The following is a 16,339-nucleotide window of genomic DNA, read 5'->3' on the forward strand; positions in this document are numbered from 1 at the left end:
CTGAAGTTCACCCACGCCCGCCGCGCGCGATTTCCTCACCCGCGCGATGCGGCATGCGCAGCGTGACCGGAATCGACGCGAGCGAGCACAGCCCCACCACCAGAAACGCCGGCCAGAAATCCGACCACATGATGCTCGGATGCCCGTTCAGCGCGCGCGAAATCTGCAGCACGATGCCGCCTATCGTCACGCCGAGACCGAGCGACATCTGCTGCACGACGCTGCCGAGGCTCGTCGCGCGGCCCACGTCGCGGCTGGCGATTTCGGCGTAGGTCAGCGAATTCAGACTCGTGAACTGCAAGGCCGGGAAGAAGCCGCCGAGCAGCACCACGACCCAGATGAGCCAGGCCGGCGTGCCGGGGAAAAACAGGCCGCAGGCCGCGATCGAGATGCCCGACAACACGGCGTTGACCACCAGCACCGAACGGAAGCCGAACCGGTGCAGCACGTTCGACGCGATCACCCGCATGAACATGCCGCCGAATGCGGACGCGCAAGTAATCAACCCGGATTCGAACGCGCTCATGCCGTGGCCTTCCTGCAGCATCAGCGGCAACAGAAACGGCAGCGCGCCGAGGCCGATGCGAAACAGCGAGCCGCCCAGCACACTCGCCTGAAACGTCGGCACCTTGAAAAAGCGCAGATCCAGCAGCGGATGCTCGACGCGTTGCGCGTAGGCGATGTAGCCGAGCAGCAGCACGGCGCCGCTCGCGCACATGCCGAACGCGTTCTGATTCGATATCAGCTCGCCGCCCACCAGCGAAAGCCCGAGCAGCAGCAACACCGCGCCCGCCGCCGACAGCAGGAAACCGATCCAGTCGAGTGGGCCCGGGTCCGGTTCACGCGTGTTGGCGATATGCCGGTTGGTCAGATAAATGCCGAGCATGCCGATCGGCACGTTGATGAAGAAAATCAGCCGCCAGTGCAGATACGTGGTGATGAAGCCGCCGAGCAGCGGGCCGGCGGCGGGGCCGAGCAGGGCGGGCACGCTCAGATAGTTCATCGCGCGAATAAAGTCGGCTTTGTGAACCACGCGAAAAATGATGATGCGCCCGACCGGCACCATCATCGCGCCGCCTACGCCTTGCACGAAGCGCGCGAGCGTGAAGGTGGCCAGCGAATTCGACGCCGCGCACAGCAGCGAGCCGGTCACGAAAATGCCGATCGCCGTGCGAAAGATGGTGCGCGCGCCGAACCGGTCGGCCAGCCACCCGCACACGGGGATAAACACGCCGAGGCCCAGCACGTAGCTCGTCACGGCGATTTTCAGGGTGACCGGATCGCGCCCGAAGTCGCGCGCCATGGCCGGCAGCGCGGTGACGATCACGTTCGCGTCGACGCTCTCCATGAACATCGCACAAGCGACGATGAGAGGCGCGATCATGGCTTTCTGAACGACGGTCATGGGGCAATGCTGCGGCGGACGGTCGCAGGCAAAGGGGTCATTATTGCACCTGTACGGTGCGGTTTGTTAACACCGGGCGACCTTGTTTGCGACCCTTTTTGAGATTTGCCATTACCGCGTGGCATCGACGCCAGAAGGCGCGCGACTATTATTGATATTTGTTGCGGTGCGGCACGAGAGGACTATAATCGGGTTATTGCCTAGGTATAAACCCTATACAGGAATCCACCATGAACACCGCTTCCAATACCGCCGCCGCCCGTGCTACTGCAACTGCAACCACCCGCAACAACTGGCTCGGCAAGCTGCGCGCTTTGGCGCTGCAGGCGCTGAACATCCATCTGCAAACCTGCGCGATCATGGCCGAAGCGCATCGCCGTCCGCAGTAAAGCTGCAATAAGGCTGCAGTAACGCCGCAGCCAGTCAGGCCAGCGTCACGCGTCGTACCGCAGGACAACAGAGCGGGGAGCGCGAAACGCGCTAACGTCAACCGCGCAGGGCGCCACGCTTTCAAAAGCGTCGAAGCGCCGCGCGGCCGCGCACCGGTTGCGCGTTACCTCAGTCGTGACGGGTCTGCGCCCGCACCGTCGATACCGTTGGGCGCTCCCTGGTGGCGCGCGCGGATAGCGCGCTCATCAGCAGCGCCATCGACACCAGCCCGACCAGATAAATCCCCGCCATCACCCAATCCTGTTCCGCCATCATCGTTCTCCCTCTAGTGCCGTAGTTCACCCGGTGCATGCAGTGCATTGCACGCCGCCCTTGATCTCGATTACGGCACGCGACGCGCGAATCTTGATGCCGCGCGTCGAGGATTAATGGGGATTCAATCTTCATGCGGCCCGCATGAAGATTGAATCTTTCGGCTCGTCGTGCCGATTAGCGTTTAAACTTCAGCCCCTTTCGGCCGCAGGGTGTTCGTCAGCCTCCACCAGCATTCGGCAAGATCGACCGTTCTGGCCGCCGCGTCCTTATTCGGCTGACCCGGCCGGTCATGAGCGCCCCTCATTTCGATCCGCGACCCAGGTTAAATCCCTGCGAACAGGCTGACGCTGTCAACCTTTTCAGTTCGGTGCCGTTATCCATTTGTAATCGCCAGAGTAAGGCGACGCCGCGACCGACGATCCGTCGTCGCGACTGCTCCACGCAAGGCCCGCATTGACCATGTTCCACCGATATAACAAGAAATTCGACCGGCTCGGCGCGCTGCTGATCCGTGCATCGAAGACGCTCGGCAGTCGGGGCCTGCTCTCGCCCGTGCTCGCGCTCGTCATTTGCGGGCTGCTGCTGGTCGTCTTGCAACATCTGTCGCAAGCGGTCGACTACCGGTCGGTGATGCGTCAGTTGCGTCATCTGACGGGCAGCGAGTGGTGCGCCGCGCTCGGCGCAACCGCGCTCAGCTATGTCGCACTGGTCGGCCGCGACGCGGTCGGCTTGCGCTACCTCGGCACCGCGGTGCCGCGCGTGGCGTTGTGGGTCGGCGCCACCGCAGGTTCCGCACTCGGCAACGCCACCGGTTTCGGCGCGCTGACGGGCGGCGCGGTGCGCGCGCGCGTCTATGGCGTGACGGGTGTCACGCCGGCGCAGATCGGTCGTATGACGGTGTTCACGAGCGTCTCGCTGGCGCTCGCGCTCGTGTTGATGACGGCGCTCGGCATGGTAGGCGCGGCCGACACGCTCGCGCCGATGCTGCATCTCGCGCCGTTCACGCTGCGCTGGATCGGCGCAGCGCTGCTGATCGCGCTCGCACTGGCAGCCGCCGCGTGCCGCCGTGAAACCCGGCCGGTGCGCACGCGCTGGCAGTGGTTGTCGTTCGATATTCCGGCGCGCCGCGATCTGCTCGCGCAAATCGCGTTGGCCGTGCTCGACGTGGTGGCCGCGGGCCTCGCGCTGTGGGCGCTGCTGCCGCATGCGGACGTGAGCTTTGTGAGCTTCGTCACGATTTACGCCGCAGCCATGCTGCTCGGCATGATTGGCCACACGCCCGGCGGCGTCGGCGTGTTCGAAGCGGCCATGGTGTTCGCGCTGAACGGCAGCGTGCAGACGCATCAGATGGTCGCCGCGCTGCTGGCCTATCGTGCGATTTACTTCGGCGTGCCGCTGATCGTGTCGGCGGCCTTGCTCGCGGGCTTCGAAGGCCGCGCGCTAAAAAGCCGTCTGCCGTTGCGGCATGCGGCGGGCGTGTCGAAACTCGCGCCGCTGTTTCTGAGCCTCGTCACGTTTCTGGTCGGCGGCATGCTGGTGATTTCCAGCGCGACGCCGGCGTTCTGGCAACGCATCCTGATTCTGCGCGACGTGCTGCCGCTGTGGGTCCTCGAAAGTTCGCAGATGCTGTGCAGCGTGCTCGGCGTGCTGCTGCTGTTCGTCGCACGCGGATTGCTGCGGCGTCTGGACGCCGCCTGGTGGATGACGCTGCTGCTGGCCGTGCTGAGCCTCGGGCTGTCGCTGACCAAGGGCCTCGCGTTCGTCGAAGCGGGCGTGCTCGGCACGCTGATCGCGTTGCTGCTGTCCACGCGGCGGCGTTTCAACCGCCATTCGTCGCTGTTCGCCGAACGCTTTACGTCGGGCTGGCTGGTGTCGATCGCGATGGTGTTGATGCTGGCCGTGTGGGTCATGCTGTTCGCCTTCCGCGACGTGCCGTACACACGCGATCTCTGGTGGCAATTCGCCTTCGACGAACGCGCGCCGCGCGCGCTGCGCGCGACGCTGGCCGCGAGTCTGTTCGCGGCGATCTTCGCGTTCTGGCAGTTGTTGCGCCCGGCCGCCGGCCGCTTCGTCAAACCGGCGCCGGAAGATCTGCACGACGCGGCGCGCATTGTGCGCGCGCAGGAGCGCAGCGACGCCGGTCTCGCGCTGATGGGCGACAAGAGCTTTCTATTTTCCGAGTCGCGCGAAGCCTTCCTGATGTACGCGAAATACGGCCGTACGTGGGCCGCGCTGCACGATCCCGTGGGACCGCGCGAAGAGTGGGCGGGCCTGATCAGCAAGTTCGTCGCGCTCGCGCATACGCACGGCGGCCGCGCGGCGTTTTATCAGGTGCGCGCCAATGCGTTGCCGCTGTATCTCGACGCCGGCCTCACGCTGATGAAACTCGGCGAGGAAGCCCACGTGGTGCTCGACGATTTCGATCTGAAGGGCTCGCATCGCGCGCATCTTCGCTATGCGTTGAAGCGCGGCGAGCGCGACGGCTTCAGCGTCGAAGTGATCGATCAGGCCAACGTGCCGGCGTCGCTCGAGACACTGCGCGAGATTTCCGACGGTTGGCTCGACAGCCGCGACGCGCGCGAGAAAAGCTTCTCGGTGGCCGCGTTCACCGACGAATACCTCGCCGCGCAATCGGTGATGCTGGTGCGCCAGAACGGCGAGCCGGCCGCCTTCGTGACCTTCATGACGACCGATATGAACACCGAGGCGACGGTCGGCGTGATGCGTCACGTGGAAAGCGCGTCGTCGTATGCGATGGAATATCTGTTCACGCAACTCGCGTTGCATCTGAAGCAGGCGGGTTTCCGCTCGCTGAGTCTGGGCATCGCGCCGCTTTCCGGCATGCAGCCGACGCCGCTCGCGTCGCGCTGGCACCGGTTTGCCGGCATCGTGTGGCGCTTCGGCGGCCGCTTCTATAACTTCCGCGGTCTGCGAGCTTTCAAGAGCAAGTTCCAGCCGCATTGGGAGCCGCGCTATCTCGCGGCGTCGGGTTCGGTGGGCGTGTTCTTCACGCTCGCGGATCTGTCATTGCTGGCAGGAGGCCGGCGTTCATGACCTTGCAATCGTTTTTCCGGCTCGCCGTTGCGGCGAGCCTCGTAACCGGCAGCGCGTTCGCGCATGCGGCAACCACGACCGTGCCGGGCGGCCGTTTCGGCGACGTGACGGTGACGCAACCCACGGGTCCATTGCGCGGCTTCGTCGTGCTGTATTCGCAGGCGAGCGGCTGGAGCGCGGCGGATCAGCAGAGCGCCGAGGCGCTCGCCAGGGCCGGCGCGTTGACCGTCGGCGTGGATACCGCGCGCTATGCGGCGAATCTGGCCGCGACGAAAGAGACCTGCCACAAGCTGGTGGGCGACGCGGAGTCGCTGAGCCATCAGCTCGAGCGGCAATCGCAATCGGCCCGTTATTTCGCGCCGATCGCTGCCGGTACGGGGCAGGGCGCGACGCTCGCGATGCATGTGCTCGAACAGGCGCCGTCGAATACGATCGCCGGCGCTGTTTCCGTGGATGCCGAACCTACGCTCGACGCACGCTTCCAGCCGTGCCCACCGGACCCCACGGTGATTCGCGACAAGGTGCCGGGCTTCGTCGAAAAAGCGACTACGGGGACGGCCGATCGCGCGCGCCTCGTCGCGCTGCTCACGCCGCATCTGCAAGTGCTGCCGACCAGCGATGACGACGTCTCCGATCTGCCGCTGATCGAGTTGCCGGCGGCGCATCCGAACGGCCTGATGGCGATCGTGATTTCCGGCGACGGCGGCTGGCGCGATCTCGACAAGACCATCGCGCTGGCGTTGCAGAAGGACGGCGTGTCGGTGGTCGGCATGGACAGCCTGCGTTACTTCTGGAGCGAGAAGTCGCCCGCGCAAACCAGCCGCGACCTCGCGCGCATCATGCAAACCTATGGCGTGCGCTGGCACGCGCAGCACATCGCGCTGGTCGGCTATTCGTTCGGTGCGGACGTGATGCCGTTCGCCTATAACCGCTTGCCCGATACGCTGAAGTCGAAGGTGTCGCTGATCGCGTTGCTCGGCTTCGCGCCGGACGCCGATTTCCAGATTCGCGTGGGCGGCTGGCTCGGCATGCCGGCGAGCGACAAGGCGTTGAAGGTGCAGCCGGAGCTGGCTCACGTACCGCCTTCGCTGATGCAATGCTTCTATGGCGAAGACGAGAAGGACACGTTGTGTCCGGCGCTCGGCAAGACCGGCGTCGAGGTGATTCGCACCTCGGGCGATCATCATTTCGGCCGCGACTACAACGCGCTCGAACAACGCATTCTCAGCTCGTTCAAGAAGCGGAGCGGCGTGCGCGATTGATCGCCGCGACGCTCGACGCAGACCGTCGAGCGTCGTGACGAGGGATTGACAAAGCGTGCCAGGTCAACGAAGATCACCCACATGAACTGCCTCGACATCCGTATTGCGCTGATTATTAGCATCATTCATCGAATGGTGGGTTAGCGCACGTCGGTCTGCAGTGACAAACTAACCCGCCCCACGAGGCGGGTTTTTTTATGTCCGCTTGCCTGCCTCCTGGTGCATTTCCCGCTGATTCGTTATTGCCGCACAGGAGCTTGCCTTGCCGTCACACGAACTCACCCAGGTGGCCGAAGCCGCTGAAAGCGTCGCGCTTCGTCACGACTATCTGAAGAAAACCCTGACCGCGCGCGTTTATGACGTGGCCCGCGAGACCGAACTCGAACACGCGCCGAATCTGTCGGCGCGTCTGCGCAATCCGGTCTATCTGAAGCGCGAGGACAACCAGCCGGTGTTCTCGTTCAAGGTGCGCGGCGCGTACAACAAGATGGCGCACATTCCAGCCGAAGCGCTGGAGCGTGGGGTGATTACCGCATCGGCGGGTAATCATGCGCAGGGCGTGGCGCTGTCGGCGGCGCGCATGGGCGTGAAGGCGATCATCGTCGTGCCGGTGACCACGCCGCAACTGAAGGTCGATGCAGTGCGCTCGCATGGCGGGCCGACCGTCGAGATCGTGCAGTTCGGCGAGTCGTACAGCGACGCCTATGGCCACGCGGTGAAGTTGCAGGAAGAGCGTGGATTGACCTTCGTGCATCCGTTCGACGATCCGTATGTGATCGCCGGACAGGGCACGGTCGCGATGGAAATTCTCAGCCAGCACCAGGGCCCGATCCACGCGATCTTCGTGCCGATCGGCGGCGGTGGACTTGCGGCGGGTGTCGCGGCGTACGTGAAATCGGTGCGCCCGGAGATCAAGGTGATCGGCGTGCAGACGGACGATTCGTGCGCGATGGCCGTCTCGCTGAAAGCGGGTGAACGCGTTACGTTGAGCGAGGTGGGTCTGTTCTCGGATGGCACCGCAGTGAAGCTGGTAGGTGAAGAAACCTTCCGCCTGTGCAGCGAATATCTCGACGACGTATTGATCGTGAACACCGACGCGCTCTGTGCCGCGATCAAGGACGTGTTCCAGGACACGCGCAGCGTGCTCGAACCTGCTGGCGCGCTCTCTGTGGCCGGTGCGAAACAATACGCCGAGCGCGAAGGCATCGAGAATCAGACGCTGATCGCGATCACGTCCGGTGCGAACATGAACTTCGACCGCATGCGTTTTGTCGCCGAGCGCGCCGAGGTCGGTGAAGCACGCGAAGCGGTATTTGCTGTGACGATCCCCGAAGAGCGTGGCAGCTTCCGACGCTTCTGCGAACTGCTCGGCACGCGCAGCGTCACCGAATTCAACTACCGGATTGCGGATGCGAATTCCGCGCATATCTTCGTGGGTGTGCAGATCCGCAATCGCAGCGAATCGGCGCAGATCGCGGGCGCATTCGAGGCGCACGGCTTCGCGACGGTCGATCTAACCTTCGATGAACTCTCGAAGCAGCACATCCGCTACATGGTCGGCGGCCGCTCGCCACTCGCGCATAGCGAACGTCTGTTCCGTTTCGAGTTTCCCGAACGGCCGGGTGCGCTGATGAAATTCCTGTCGTCGATGGCGCCGAACTGGAATATCAGCCTGTTCCATTACCGCAACCAGGGCGCGGACTACAGCTCGATCCTGGTCGGCATTCAGGTGCCCGAAAGCGAGAACCCCACGTTCGACCAGTTTCTCGCCACGCTCGGTTATCCGAACTGGGAAGAGACCCAAAACCCCGTCTATCGCCTGTTTCTCGCGTAGTAAAACGCGTCGGGGTTTACCTTAAGCCGACCGAACGCAGCAAACCCACAACGGTTATCCGGCGAATGAGCCACAAGCTCCGTCTGGACAGCGTTAGCGCGCTTTTCGATCCACTAGCGCCACGAGCTGACGCCTCACCGTTATCTCAAATCTAGATATCTCCTATCCGCCATATCGCGTTGCGCGATACAGGCCGTGATCGCCACACTGAGCGCCAGTTAAACACCACGTCCCGCACATACCTTGCATGGGACCGGGGGAGGCGCTAAAGCGCCCACTCCGGTCGACAGGAGACAACTCATGCGCACTCAAGTTGGCATCATCGGCGCCGGGCCCGCAGGCCTGCTGCTTTCCCATCTGCTTCATTTGCGCGGCATCGATTCCGTCGTGCTCGAATCGCGCTCACGCGAACAGATCGAATCCACCATCCGCGCCGGCGTGCTCGAACAGGGCACCATGGACCTGCTGACCGAAGCCGGCGTCGGCGCGCGCATGCAAGCTGAAGGCGCGTTGCATCACGGTTTCGAACTGGCTTTCGAAGGCAAGCGCCGGCGCATCGATCTGACCGGACTCACCGGCCATTCGATCACGGTGTACGCGCAGCACGAAGTCATCAAGGATCTGGTCGCGGCGCGCGTGGCCGCGGACGGCGCGCCGCGCTTCGGCGTGTCGAATGTGTCGATTCACGGCATCGAGACCGACTCGCCGTCGATCCGCTACCACCATGAAGGCGAAACGCACGATCTGCAGTGCGATTTCGTGATCGGCTGCGATGGCTCGCAAGGCGTGTCGCGCGCGGCGATTCCGCAGGCGCTGCGGCAGGACTTCGAGCGCGTCTATCCGTTTGGGTGGTTCGGCATTCTGTGCGAAGGCGTGCCGTCGTCGGAGGAATTGATCTACGCGCGTCACGAGCGGGGCTTCGCGTTGGTTAGCACGCGTTCGCCGAATGTGCAGCGGATGTACTTCCAATGCGATCCCAAGGATTCCGTCGACAACTGGTCCGACGATCGAATCTGGGCCGAGCTGCATGCGCGCGTCGATTCGCACGACGGACAGCAAATCGTCGACGGCAAGATCTTTCAGAAGAACATTGTCGGCATGCGCAGCTTTGTTTCCACGACGATGCAGCACGGCCGCCTTTTTCTCGCCGGCGACGCGGCGCACATCGTGCCGCCCACCGGCGCGAAGGGGATGAATCTCGCCGTTGCCGACGTGCGTGTCTTGACGCGCGCATTGAGCGCGTTCTACACGGAAAATCGGTCGGATCTGCTCGACGCTTACAGCGAAACGGCGCTCAAGCGCATCTGGCGCGCCGAGCATTTCTCGTACTGGATGACGAGCATGATGCACCGCATCGAAGGCGCTTCGCCGTTCGAGCAGCAGTTGCAGGTGGCGGAACTGGAGTATGTGACGACTTCACGCGCGGCAGCGACCGCGATGGCTGAAAATTATGTGGGGGTCGCCGTGGCGTAGCAAGGAGCGGGCAGGGCACGCTGCGCGGTGCTTTGCGCGGTGCTTTGCGCGGTTTGAAGCGCCGTCATTTTCATTGTCGTGCGCAAAGCAACAGTGTATTCAGGATTAGCGGATTTATCCGCTACCACCAGCCACCTAGACTCTGTATATGGCTGCAGTGATAGCCAGATTCATGGCGCGTTTAGAAATAAATGCGGAGACAAATTCTGGAGGTGGTTTCATGAAGTCGCTCATTCAAGCCGTTGCTATCGCCGTGGTGCTTGCCGTGCCGGTAGCCTCATTCGCCGAGTCGTCCATGCAACCGGCGGCGCAAGACACGCAGTCGGTGCAGGCGTCGCCTGCCGATCAGCAGAATGCCACTCAGGCCGCCAACAGCGGTTATGGTTCGGGAAGCCGTGGTACGTGGCAAGCCGGTTACGCCAACGACACGACGGTGACTTCGTATTCGCCGCCGATCCGCAACGCTCGCTAAGCGCAATCGCAATCGCATGACATGCGCGCCACGGCGACGAATTCGCCGCGGCGCGCATTGTGCAATCTGCAATCCGCTTGACTCACGATCAAGCTCAATATCAAGGCGTCCGCATCAACGTCATCTCGTTGCGCAGTAGCGCGATCAGATCGTCATCCGTTGGACGCGTGCCCCAATGCCGCGCGCCGGCCACCGAAGCAATCGCCATCCACGAATGCGGTGGAAACCACTCGCGCAGCAGCGCACCATCCTGACGCACACATAATTGCCCGGTCTGTTCGCTGTATTCGGCGGAGACGACCTTGTCGTCGATCTGCGCGGTGACGCGTCGTGGTTCGGTGCGTAGCAAAGCGTCGCTCCTTTGATCGGTGTGGCGCGATGGGTTGCGCGGTCCGGCCTCGTCAGCGACGCTGCCAGGCTCGTGCATCAGTGGTCACCGTTGCCGTGCCAGTCGCCGCCGTGTCCATGATCATGGTCATCGCGGCCGTCGCGTCCGTGCCAGTCGCCGTGCGGACCGCGAGCGTCATGCCATTCGCGTTCGTCGTGATGACGCTCTTCCCACTCGCGACGTTGCCAGTAACGGTGGCCGTCGTAATAGCGCTCGCCATACCAGCCCGGCGCCACCACGACGACCGGCGGAGCGGGGGCGTACACCGGCGGCGGAGGCGGCGCGACATACACCGGTTGCGGCGCATACACCGCGCCCGGAATGCCGATGTTCACGCCCACGTCGACGTGCGCGAACGCCACCGACGACGCGCCGATTCCCAACCCTGCAACGATCGCCAACGACCACCAGCGGCTTCGTGAATTGCTCATGTTTTATTCTCGGTTTCTAAGATTGAGTGTGAAGGGCCTGGCGCAAGCGAGACCTAGTAATGATCGTGATAATAGTGATCGTGATAGCCGCCGCCGGGCACCACGATGCAACCGCCTAAAGCACTGCCGAGCGTGACGGCGAGAATGACCAGCGCGAGGATTCTTTTCATGACGTTGCTCCGTTGTTCCGTGTGACCGAACTCTACTGAGCGGCGTCATTACCGATGTGTTCGTGTGTAACAGGACGTGTCGATGCCGCGTCGTGCCGTGGCGACGCCGGACGTAGGGGAGGGAGGTGGTTGAAGGTGGCGGGCCAGCGCGGCGCCGTGGCGACGGTGGCGGCCAAGCCATTGAACGCACGATGAAAAAAGCCGCGTCGTCGCGCAACGCGTAGGTCGGTGCGAGTCAAGCGTCCGACGTATGAACAGCCGCTATCTATACGGCATCGTGTTGCGTTGCTGATTAGCGCAGCGGATACATTCAGTTGCAGACTGAGGGCGCCGCGCAACATCGTCAGCCGGCGCTCGCGAGTTTTACGTACTTCGCCCGGATGGTCGGGCCGCGCGCAAGTCGGGCAACATCCGCCTGACATCAGCTTCTCTTAAGCTTTGCTCCGTAGCATCGCCTGCGCGCGCACGCCGAATACAGGGCGCCCACGCGTGAACGACAACCCAATCTCAACCCACGTAATCATCATGATGCGATCCGACGAAGCCAGTTCACGCCGCGACCTGATGGCCTATGACGCCGTCGCGAAGTTTTTTCATTGGCTGGTGGTCGTGCTGATCGCCGCCCAGTTCGTGATCGGCTGGACCATGCCGGACATACACAAGGACACGCGGCCGGACGGGCTGATTGCGTGGCATCTCGGTGTGGGCGCGACGTTGATCGCCGTCGTGGTGCTGAGAATTGTCTGGCGTTTCACGCACAGGCCGACGCCCGCAGCGTTATCGCCTGTTCTCAGCGTCGTTTCGCATATCACGCACGGACTGCTTTACGTCGCGCTGGTGGTCGTGCCGGTGCTGGGGTGGGCCAATGCGTCGTCGCGCGGCTGGTCGGTCAGGTTGCTGGGTCTGCTGCCCTATCCCGCCATCGCGCAGACAGGATCGCCCACCGGTCACGCAATGGGCGATATTCATGGCGTTCTGGCGTGGGTGCTGTTCGCACTGATCGCGCTGCATGTGGCGGCAGCGCTGTTTCATCGCTTCGTGCTGAGGGACCGGATTGTGCAGCGCATGCTGCCATGAGCGGCCGACCCGTCGGGTAATGCGCGTCGGGTAATGCGTTGAAGCGCCGAGCCGGCAGGCGGGGCGTGGTGCTCGCCTAGCCTTGCTCTGCCGCGAGACGTTCAGCAGCAGAGACAGCCGCCGCAACAGCCGCCGCGTCGCGATAGCCGAGCCGCGCGGAGATCGCCTGACCCGACTCCTTCAGCAGCGCGACATAGTGCGACTTCGTATCGGCGCCGCAGCGCATGGTCGGAAACGAAACCGACAGTCCGGCGATTACGCGCCCGAAGCGGTCGAACACCGGCACGGCGAGACAGCGCAAACCTTCTTCCTGTTCCTCGTTGTCTTCGCCGTAACCCTGTTCACGCACGCGCGGCAGAATGCTCAACACAGCGTCGGCGGACGCGAGCGTTTTTTGCGTCGACTTGCGAAACTCCACATGCGAGAGCACCTCGCGCGCGTCGGCCGGGTCCATCCACGCCAGCAGCACTTTGCCGATCGCCGTGCTGTGCAGCGGATTGCGTCGGCCGATTCGCGACTGCATGCGCAGGCCGTAGTCCGCGTCGATCTTGTGGATGTAGATGATGGCGTCTTCGTCGAATGCGCCGAGGTGGACCGCTTCGCGCGTCACCGCGCCGATACGGCGCATTTCGATGTCGGCCTCGCGTACCAGGTCGACGCTTTCCAGCGCCTTCGCGCCGAGTTCGAACAGACGGATGGTCAGCCGGTAGCGTTCGGTTTCGACTTCCTGCGTCACATAGCCGAGCGCCTTCAGCGTCTGGATCACGCGATGCACGGTGGTCTTCGACATGCCGAGCCGTTGCGACAATTCGCTGATGCCGATCTGTCCGCGCTCGCCGATCGCGCCGAGAATCGCGAACACGCGGCCGACCGACGAAGCCGATTCGCCGCGCTCGCCGCCGGCGCCGCAGTCGGCGTTGTCCGCGTCCTGCAACGACGTGGCGTCGTCGTCTTTGCGCTGTTTGCTCATTGCTGCCATTTCCGTGTTTCCTCGCTATACGGTACTACCGGGCTCGATGTTCATTATCCGCGATCCAACCCACAACCTAACGCGCGAGCCATCCACCATCCACCGCCAGTGTATGCCCGTGCACATAGTCGGAAGCGGACGATGCCAGAAACACCACCGGCCCGGCGAGATCTTCCGGCGTGCCCCAGCGGTTCGCCGGAATGCGCCCGAGAATCTCGTCGTTGCGCTGCGCGTCGTCACGCAGCGCCGCCGTGTTCGCGGTCGCCATGTAGCCGGGCGCGATCGCGTTCACGTTGATGCCTTGCGCGGCCCACTCGTTGGCGAGCAGGCGCGTGAGACCGAGCACGCCGCTTTTCGATGCCGTGTACGAGGCGACCCGTATGCCGCCCTGAAACGACAGCATCGACGCCACGTTGATGATCTTGCCGCCGTCGCCCTGTTTGACGAACTGCCGCGCCGCGGCCTGCGACAGAAAGAACAGGCTCTTCAGGTTGACGTCCATCACCGCGTCCCAGTCGTCGACGCTGAATTCGAGCGCGTCCTCGCGGCGGATGATGCCCGCGTTGTTCACCAGCACGTCGATCCGGCCGAACGCCTCGACCGCGGCGCGCACGATGTCGTCGACCGGCGCGATCGACGCAAGATCGGCGCGCACGTCGGCGAAACGCCGGCCAGTGGCAGCGATGCGCGAGGCGGTGTCGCCCGGACCGGCGCGGCTCACGCCGACGATGTCGCAACCCGCGGCGGCGAGCGCGACCGCCATGCCGGCGCCGAGCCCGGTGTTGCTGCCGGTGACGATGGCGACGCGGCCGCTGAGATCGAAAGTGTTCACGGTATTCAAGCCCATGTCGTGTGCAAAGGAGGCGCGATATAAGCCGCGCCGACCACGCTGACCCCGCGGTCCATCAACGCAGCTCGCGGACCGCGAGATGGTCCATGTCGCCGAACACCTGGTTTTCGCCGACCATGCCCCAGATGAAGGTGTACGCGCGCGTGCCGACGCCCGAATGAATCGACCAGCTCGGCGAGATCACCGCCTGTTCGTTATGCACGAGAATGTGCCGCGTTTCGTGCGGCTCGCCCATCATGTGGAAGACGGCGGCGTCGTCGGCGATGTTGAAATAGAAATACACCTCCATGCGGCGCTCGTGCGTATGGCACGGCATGGTGTTCCACAGATTGCCCGGTTCGAGTTTCGTCATGCCCATCGACAACTGGCAGGTGGGCAGCACCTCGGGCACGATGAACTTGTAGATGGTGCGACGGTTGCTCGTGGCCGGATCGCCGAGCGTTTGCGGCGACGCTTGCGCGAGCGTGATCGTGCGGGTCGGATACGACGTATGCGCGGGCGCGCAGTTCACGTAGAACTTCGCGGGATGCGCGGCGTCGTCGCTGCCGAACGCCACGGCCTGCGCGCCCTTGCCGATATAGATAGCCTCTTCGTTGCGCACGGTATGGCGCTGGCCGTCCACATCGACCCAGCCGTCGCCGCCGATGTTGATCGCGCCGAGTTCGCGCCGCTCCAGCAACGTGCTGACGCCGATCGCCTTGCCGAGCGAGCTTGGCACTTCGACCGCGCGCGCCACCGGCCACACCCCACCGACGATGATCCGGTCGATGTGGCTATACGTGAGCTTCAGCGCATCGCGCTCAAACACCTGATCGACGAGAAACTGTTTGCGCAGCCCCTCGGTGTCGAGCGTTTTCGCGTACTCGCTGTTGATGGCCTGTCTCACTTCCATGATTCGCTTTCTCCGCTCGGTTGGGGGCGCCGGCCGCGTCGGGTTCGGGACGCCGTTCTGGCCACGACTGTAGCGCAAAATTCGTATTTCGGAACATCGGTCCGAAAATATTGCGACGCGACATCAACACTGACAAGCGTTTCGAAGCAGGCGCGGGTAAACGATAAACAGAAAACCAAACAGAATCGGAACGTCGTTCCTATCTCGGTGATATATTGCGCCGAAAGGGAGAGCCCGGCGTAAGAACGGGACCTTACCCCGGGTGATTCACCCGACAACGGGACGCGAAGTCCATGGAGGAGGCATGAAGCTCAAGAAGGCCATCGACCGCGTACCAGGCGGCCTGATGCTGGTGCCGTTGTTGCTCGGCGCCTGTGTCCACACCTTCGCGCCCGGCGCGGGGAAATATTTCGGCTCGTTCACCAACGGTCTGATCAGCGGCACCGTGCCGATTCTGGCGGTGTGGTTCTTCTGCATGGGCGCGACGATCGACCTGCGGGCAACCGGCGTGGTGCTGCGCAAGTCGGGCACGCTGCTCATCACCAAGATGCTGGTCGCGTGGATCGCGACGCTGATCGCCGCACGCTTCATTCCGATCGACGGCGTCAAGGCGGGGCTGTTCGCGGGCCTCTCGGTGCTCGCGATCACCACGTCGATGGACATGACCAACGGCGGCCTCTACGCGGCGGTGATGCAGCAGTACGGCACGAAAGAGGAGGCCGGCGCATTCGTGCTGATGTCGGTCGAATCGGGGCCGCTCGTGAGCATGATCATTCTGGGCGCGACCGGTGTGGCGTTCTTCGAGCCGCGGCTGTTCGTCGGCGCGGTGTTGCCGTTTCTGATCGGCTTCGTGCTGGGCAATCTGGATAGCGAGTTGCGCGAGTTCTTCGGGCGCTGCGTGCATCCGCTGATTCCGTTCTTCGGCTTCGCGCTCGGCAACGGCATCGATCTAAACGTGATCGTGACGAGCGGGCTGCCGGGTGTCGTGCTCGGACTCGGAGTGATCGTCGTGACGGGCATTCCGCTGATTCTCGCGGATCGCTGGATTGCGGGAGGCAATGGCGCGGCGGGGCTCGCGGCCTCGTCGACGGCGGGCGCCGCGGTGGCGAATCCGGCGATCATCGGCGAGATGATTCCGCGCTTCAAACCGCTGGTGCCGGCGGCGACCGCGATGGTCGCAACCGCGTGTCTGGTGACGGCGATTCTGGTGCCGATCCTGACGGCGCTGTGGGTGCATCGGCATCACGCGCGCAATGCGACGTCAGGCGAGGGGGTGGATGCAGGGCAGGCGCCGCCCGCGCCGTTGAATGAGCCGCGCGACGTGCATGTTTGAGCGTGGGGCGGGCGGCGGCTCGC

General features: G+C 63.7%; 15 protein-coding genes. 8 read left to right on the forward strand and 7 right to left on the reverse strand.

Annotated features, from left to right (window positions below; all coding sequences use genetic code 11):
• Positions 1-7: 7 nt before the first annotated feature.
• Positions 8-1,405: an MFS transporter gene (locus tag GGD40_RS00845; RefSeq protein WP_179704077.1), complete on the reverse strand. Its 1,398-nt coding sequence runs from the start codon at positions 1,403-1,405 to the stop codon at positions 8-10.
• A gap of 230 nt (positions 1,406-1,635) precedes the next feature.
• Between GGD40_RS00845 and GGD40_RS00850 the strand changes: the two genes are divergently transcribed.
• Positions 1,636-1,794, forward strand: a complete 159-nt coding sequence (locus GGD40_RS00850; protein WP_179704078.1) for a hypothetical protein — start codon at positions 1,636-1,638, stop codon at positions 1,792-1,794.
• 169 nt (positions 1,795-1,963) lie between these two features.
• Here GGD40_RS00850 and GGD40_RS00855 read toward each other — a convergent pair whose 3' ends face one another.
• Positions 1,964-2,110 carry a hypothetical protein gene (locus GGD40_RS00855; RefSeq protein WP_179704079.1) on the reverse strand — a complete coding sequence of 49 codons (147 nt, stop codon included), beginning with the start codon at positions 2,108-2,110 and terminating at the stop codon, positions 1,964-1,966.
• Between the two features lie 459 nt (positions 2,111-2,569).
• Between GGD40_RS00855 and mprF the strand changes: the two genes are divergently transcribed.
• From mprF to GGD40_RS00880, 5 genes are all read left to right on the forward strand, one after another.
• Complete coding sequence (gene mprF, locus GGD40_RS00860; protein WP_179742497.1) at positions 2,570-5,164, forward strand: bifunctional lysylphosphatidylglycerol flippase/synthetase MprF; 2,595 nt, start codon at positions 2,570-2,572, stop codon at positions 5,162-5,164.
• Positions 5,161-6,426, forward strand: coding sequence for a virulence factor family protein (locus tag GGD40_RS00865; RefSeq protein WP_179742498.1), 1,266 nt, complete (start codon positions 5,161-5,163; stop codon positions 6,424-6,426). The genes mprF and GGD40_RS00865 overlap by 4 nt, the downstream gene beginning before the upstream one ends.
• A gap of 262 nt (positions 6,427-6,688) precedes the next feature.
• Complete coding sequence (gene ilvA, locus GGD40_RS00870) at positions 6,689-8,260, forward strand: threonine ammonia-lyase, biosynthetic (protein WP_179742499.1); 1,572 nt, start codon at positions 6,689-6,691, stop codon at positions 8,258-8,260.
• A gap of 300 nt (positions 8,261-8,560) precedes the next feature.
• A complete protein-coding gene (locus GGD40_RS00875) occupies positions 8,561-9,733 on the forward strand; it encodes a 4-hydroxybenzoate 3-monooxygenase (RefSeq protein ID WP_179742500.1) in 1,173 nt (390 codons plus the stop codon).
• 220 nt (positions 9,734-9,953) lie between these two features.
• A complete protein-coding gene (locus GGD40_RS00880; RefSeq protein ID WP_179742501.1) occupies positions 9,954-10,205 on the forward strand; it encodes a hypothetical protein in 252 nt (83 codons plus the stop codon).
• Positions 10,206-10,305: 100 nt separating this feature from the next.
• Here the strand turns inward: GGD40_RS00880 and GGD40_RS00885 are convergent, their stop codons facing one another.
• Together GGD40_RS00885 and GGD40_RS00890 are read right to left on the reverse strand one after the other, a co-directional pair.
• Positions 10,306-10,554, reverse strand: a complete 249-nt coding sequence (locus tag GGD40_RS00885; RefSeq protein WP_179704084.1) for a hypothetical protein — start codon at positions 10,552-10,554, stop codon at positions 10,306-10,308.
• Positions 10,555-10,631: 77 nt separating this feature from the next.
• On the reverse strand, positions 10,632-11,024 hold the full coding sequence (locus GGD40_RS00890; protein WP_179742502.1) for a hypothetical protein: 393 nt from the start codon (positions 11,022-11,024) through the stop codon (positions 10,632-10,634).
• Positions 11,025-11,722: 698 nt separating this feature from the next.
• On the opposite strand from GGD40_RS00890, the gene GGD40_RS00895 reads away from it, so the two are divergent.
• The gene (locus tag GGD40_RS00895) at positions 11,723-12,271 is read left to right on the forward strand and encodes a cytochrome b (protein ID WP_179744825.1); all 549 of its coding nucleotides are present in this window, start codon (positions 11,723-11,725) and stop codon (positions 12,269-12,271) included.
• A gap of 76 nt (positions 12,272-12,347) precedes the next feature.
• On the opposite strand, the gene kdgR is transcribed toward GGD40_RS00895, so the two are convergent.
• The 3 genes from kdgR to kduI form a co-directional block, all read right to left on the reverse strand.
• Complete coding sequence (gene kdgR / locus GGD40_RS00900) at positions 12,348-13,250, reverse strand: DNA-binding transcriptional regulator KdgR (protein ID WP_179742503.1); 903 nt, start codon at positions 13,248-13,250, stop codon at positions 12,348-12,350.
• Positions 13,251-13,317: 67 nt separating this feature from the next.
• Positions 13,318-14,088 (reverse strand): 2-dehydro-3-deoxy-D-gluconate 5-dehydrogenase KduD, encoded by a 771-nt coding sequence (kduD, locus tag GGD40_RS00905; protein ID WP_179742504.1) that lies wholly within the window; start codon positions 14,086-14,088, stop codon positions 13,318-13,320.
• A 58-nt stretch (positions 14,089-14,146) separates the two neighbouring features.
• Positions 14,147-14,983, reverse strand: coding sequence for a 5-dehydro-4-deoxy-D-glucuronate isomerase (gene kduI / locus GGD40_RS00910; RefSeq protein ID WP_179742505.1), 837 nt, complete (start codon positions 14,981-14,983; stop codon positions 14,147-14,149).
• Between the two features lie 304 nt (positions 14,984-15,287).
• Between kduI and kdgT the strand changes: the two genes are divergently transcribed.
• Complete coding sequence (gene kdgT, locus GGD40_RS00915; RefSeq protein WP_179742506.1) at positions 15,288-16,316, forward strand: 2-keto-3-deoxygluconate transporter; 1,029 nt, start codon at positions 15,288-15,290, stop codon at positions 16,314-16,316.
• Positions 16,317-16,339 lie beyond the last annotated feature (23 nt).

It is taken from the genome of Paraburkholderia bryophila (genome assembly GCF_013409255.1).
Taxonomy (GTDB): domain Bacteria; phylum Pseudomonadota; class Gammaproteobacteria; order Burkholderiales; family Burkholderiaceae; genus Paraburkholderia.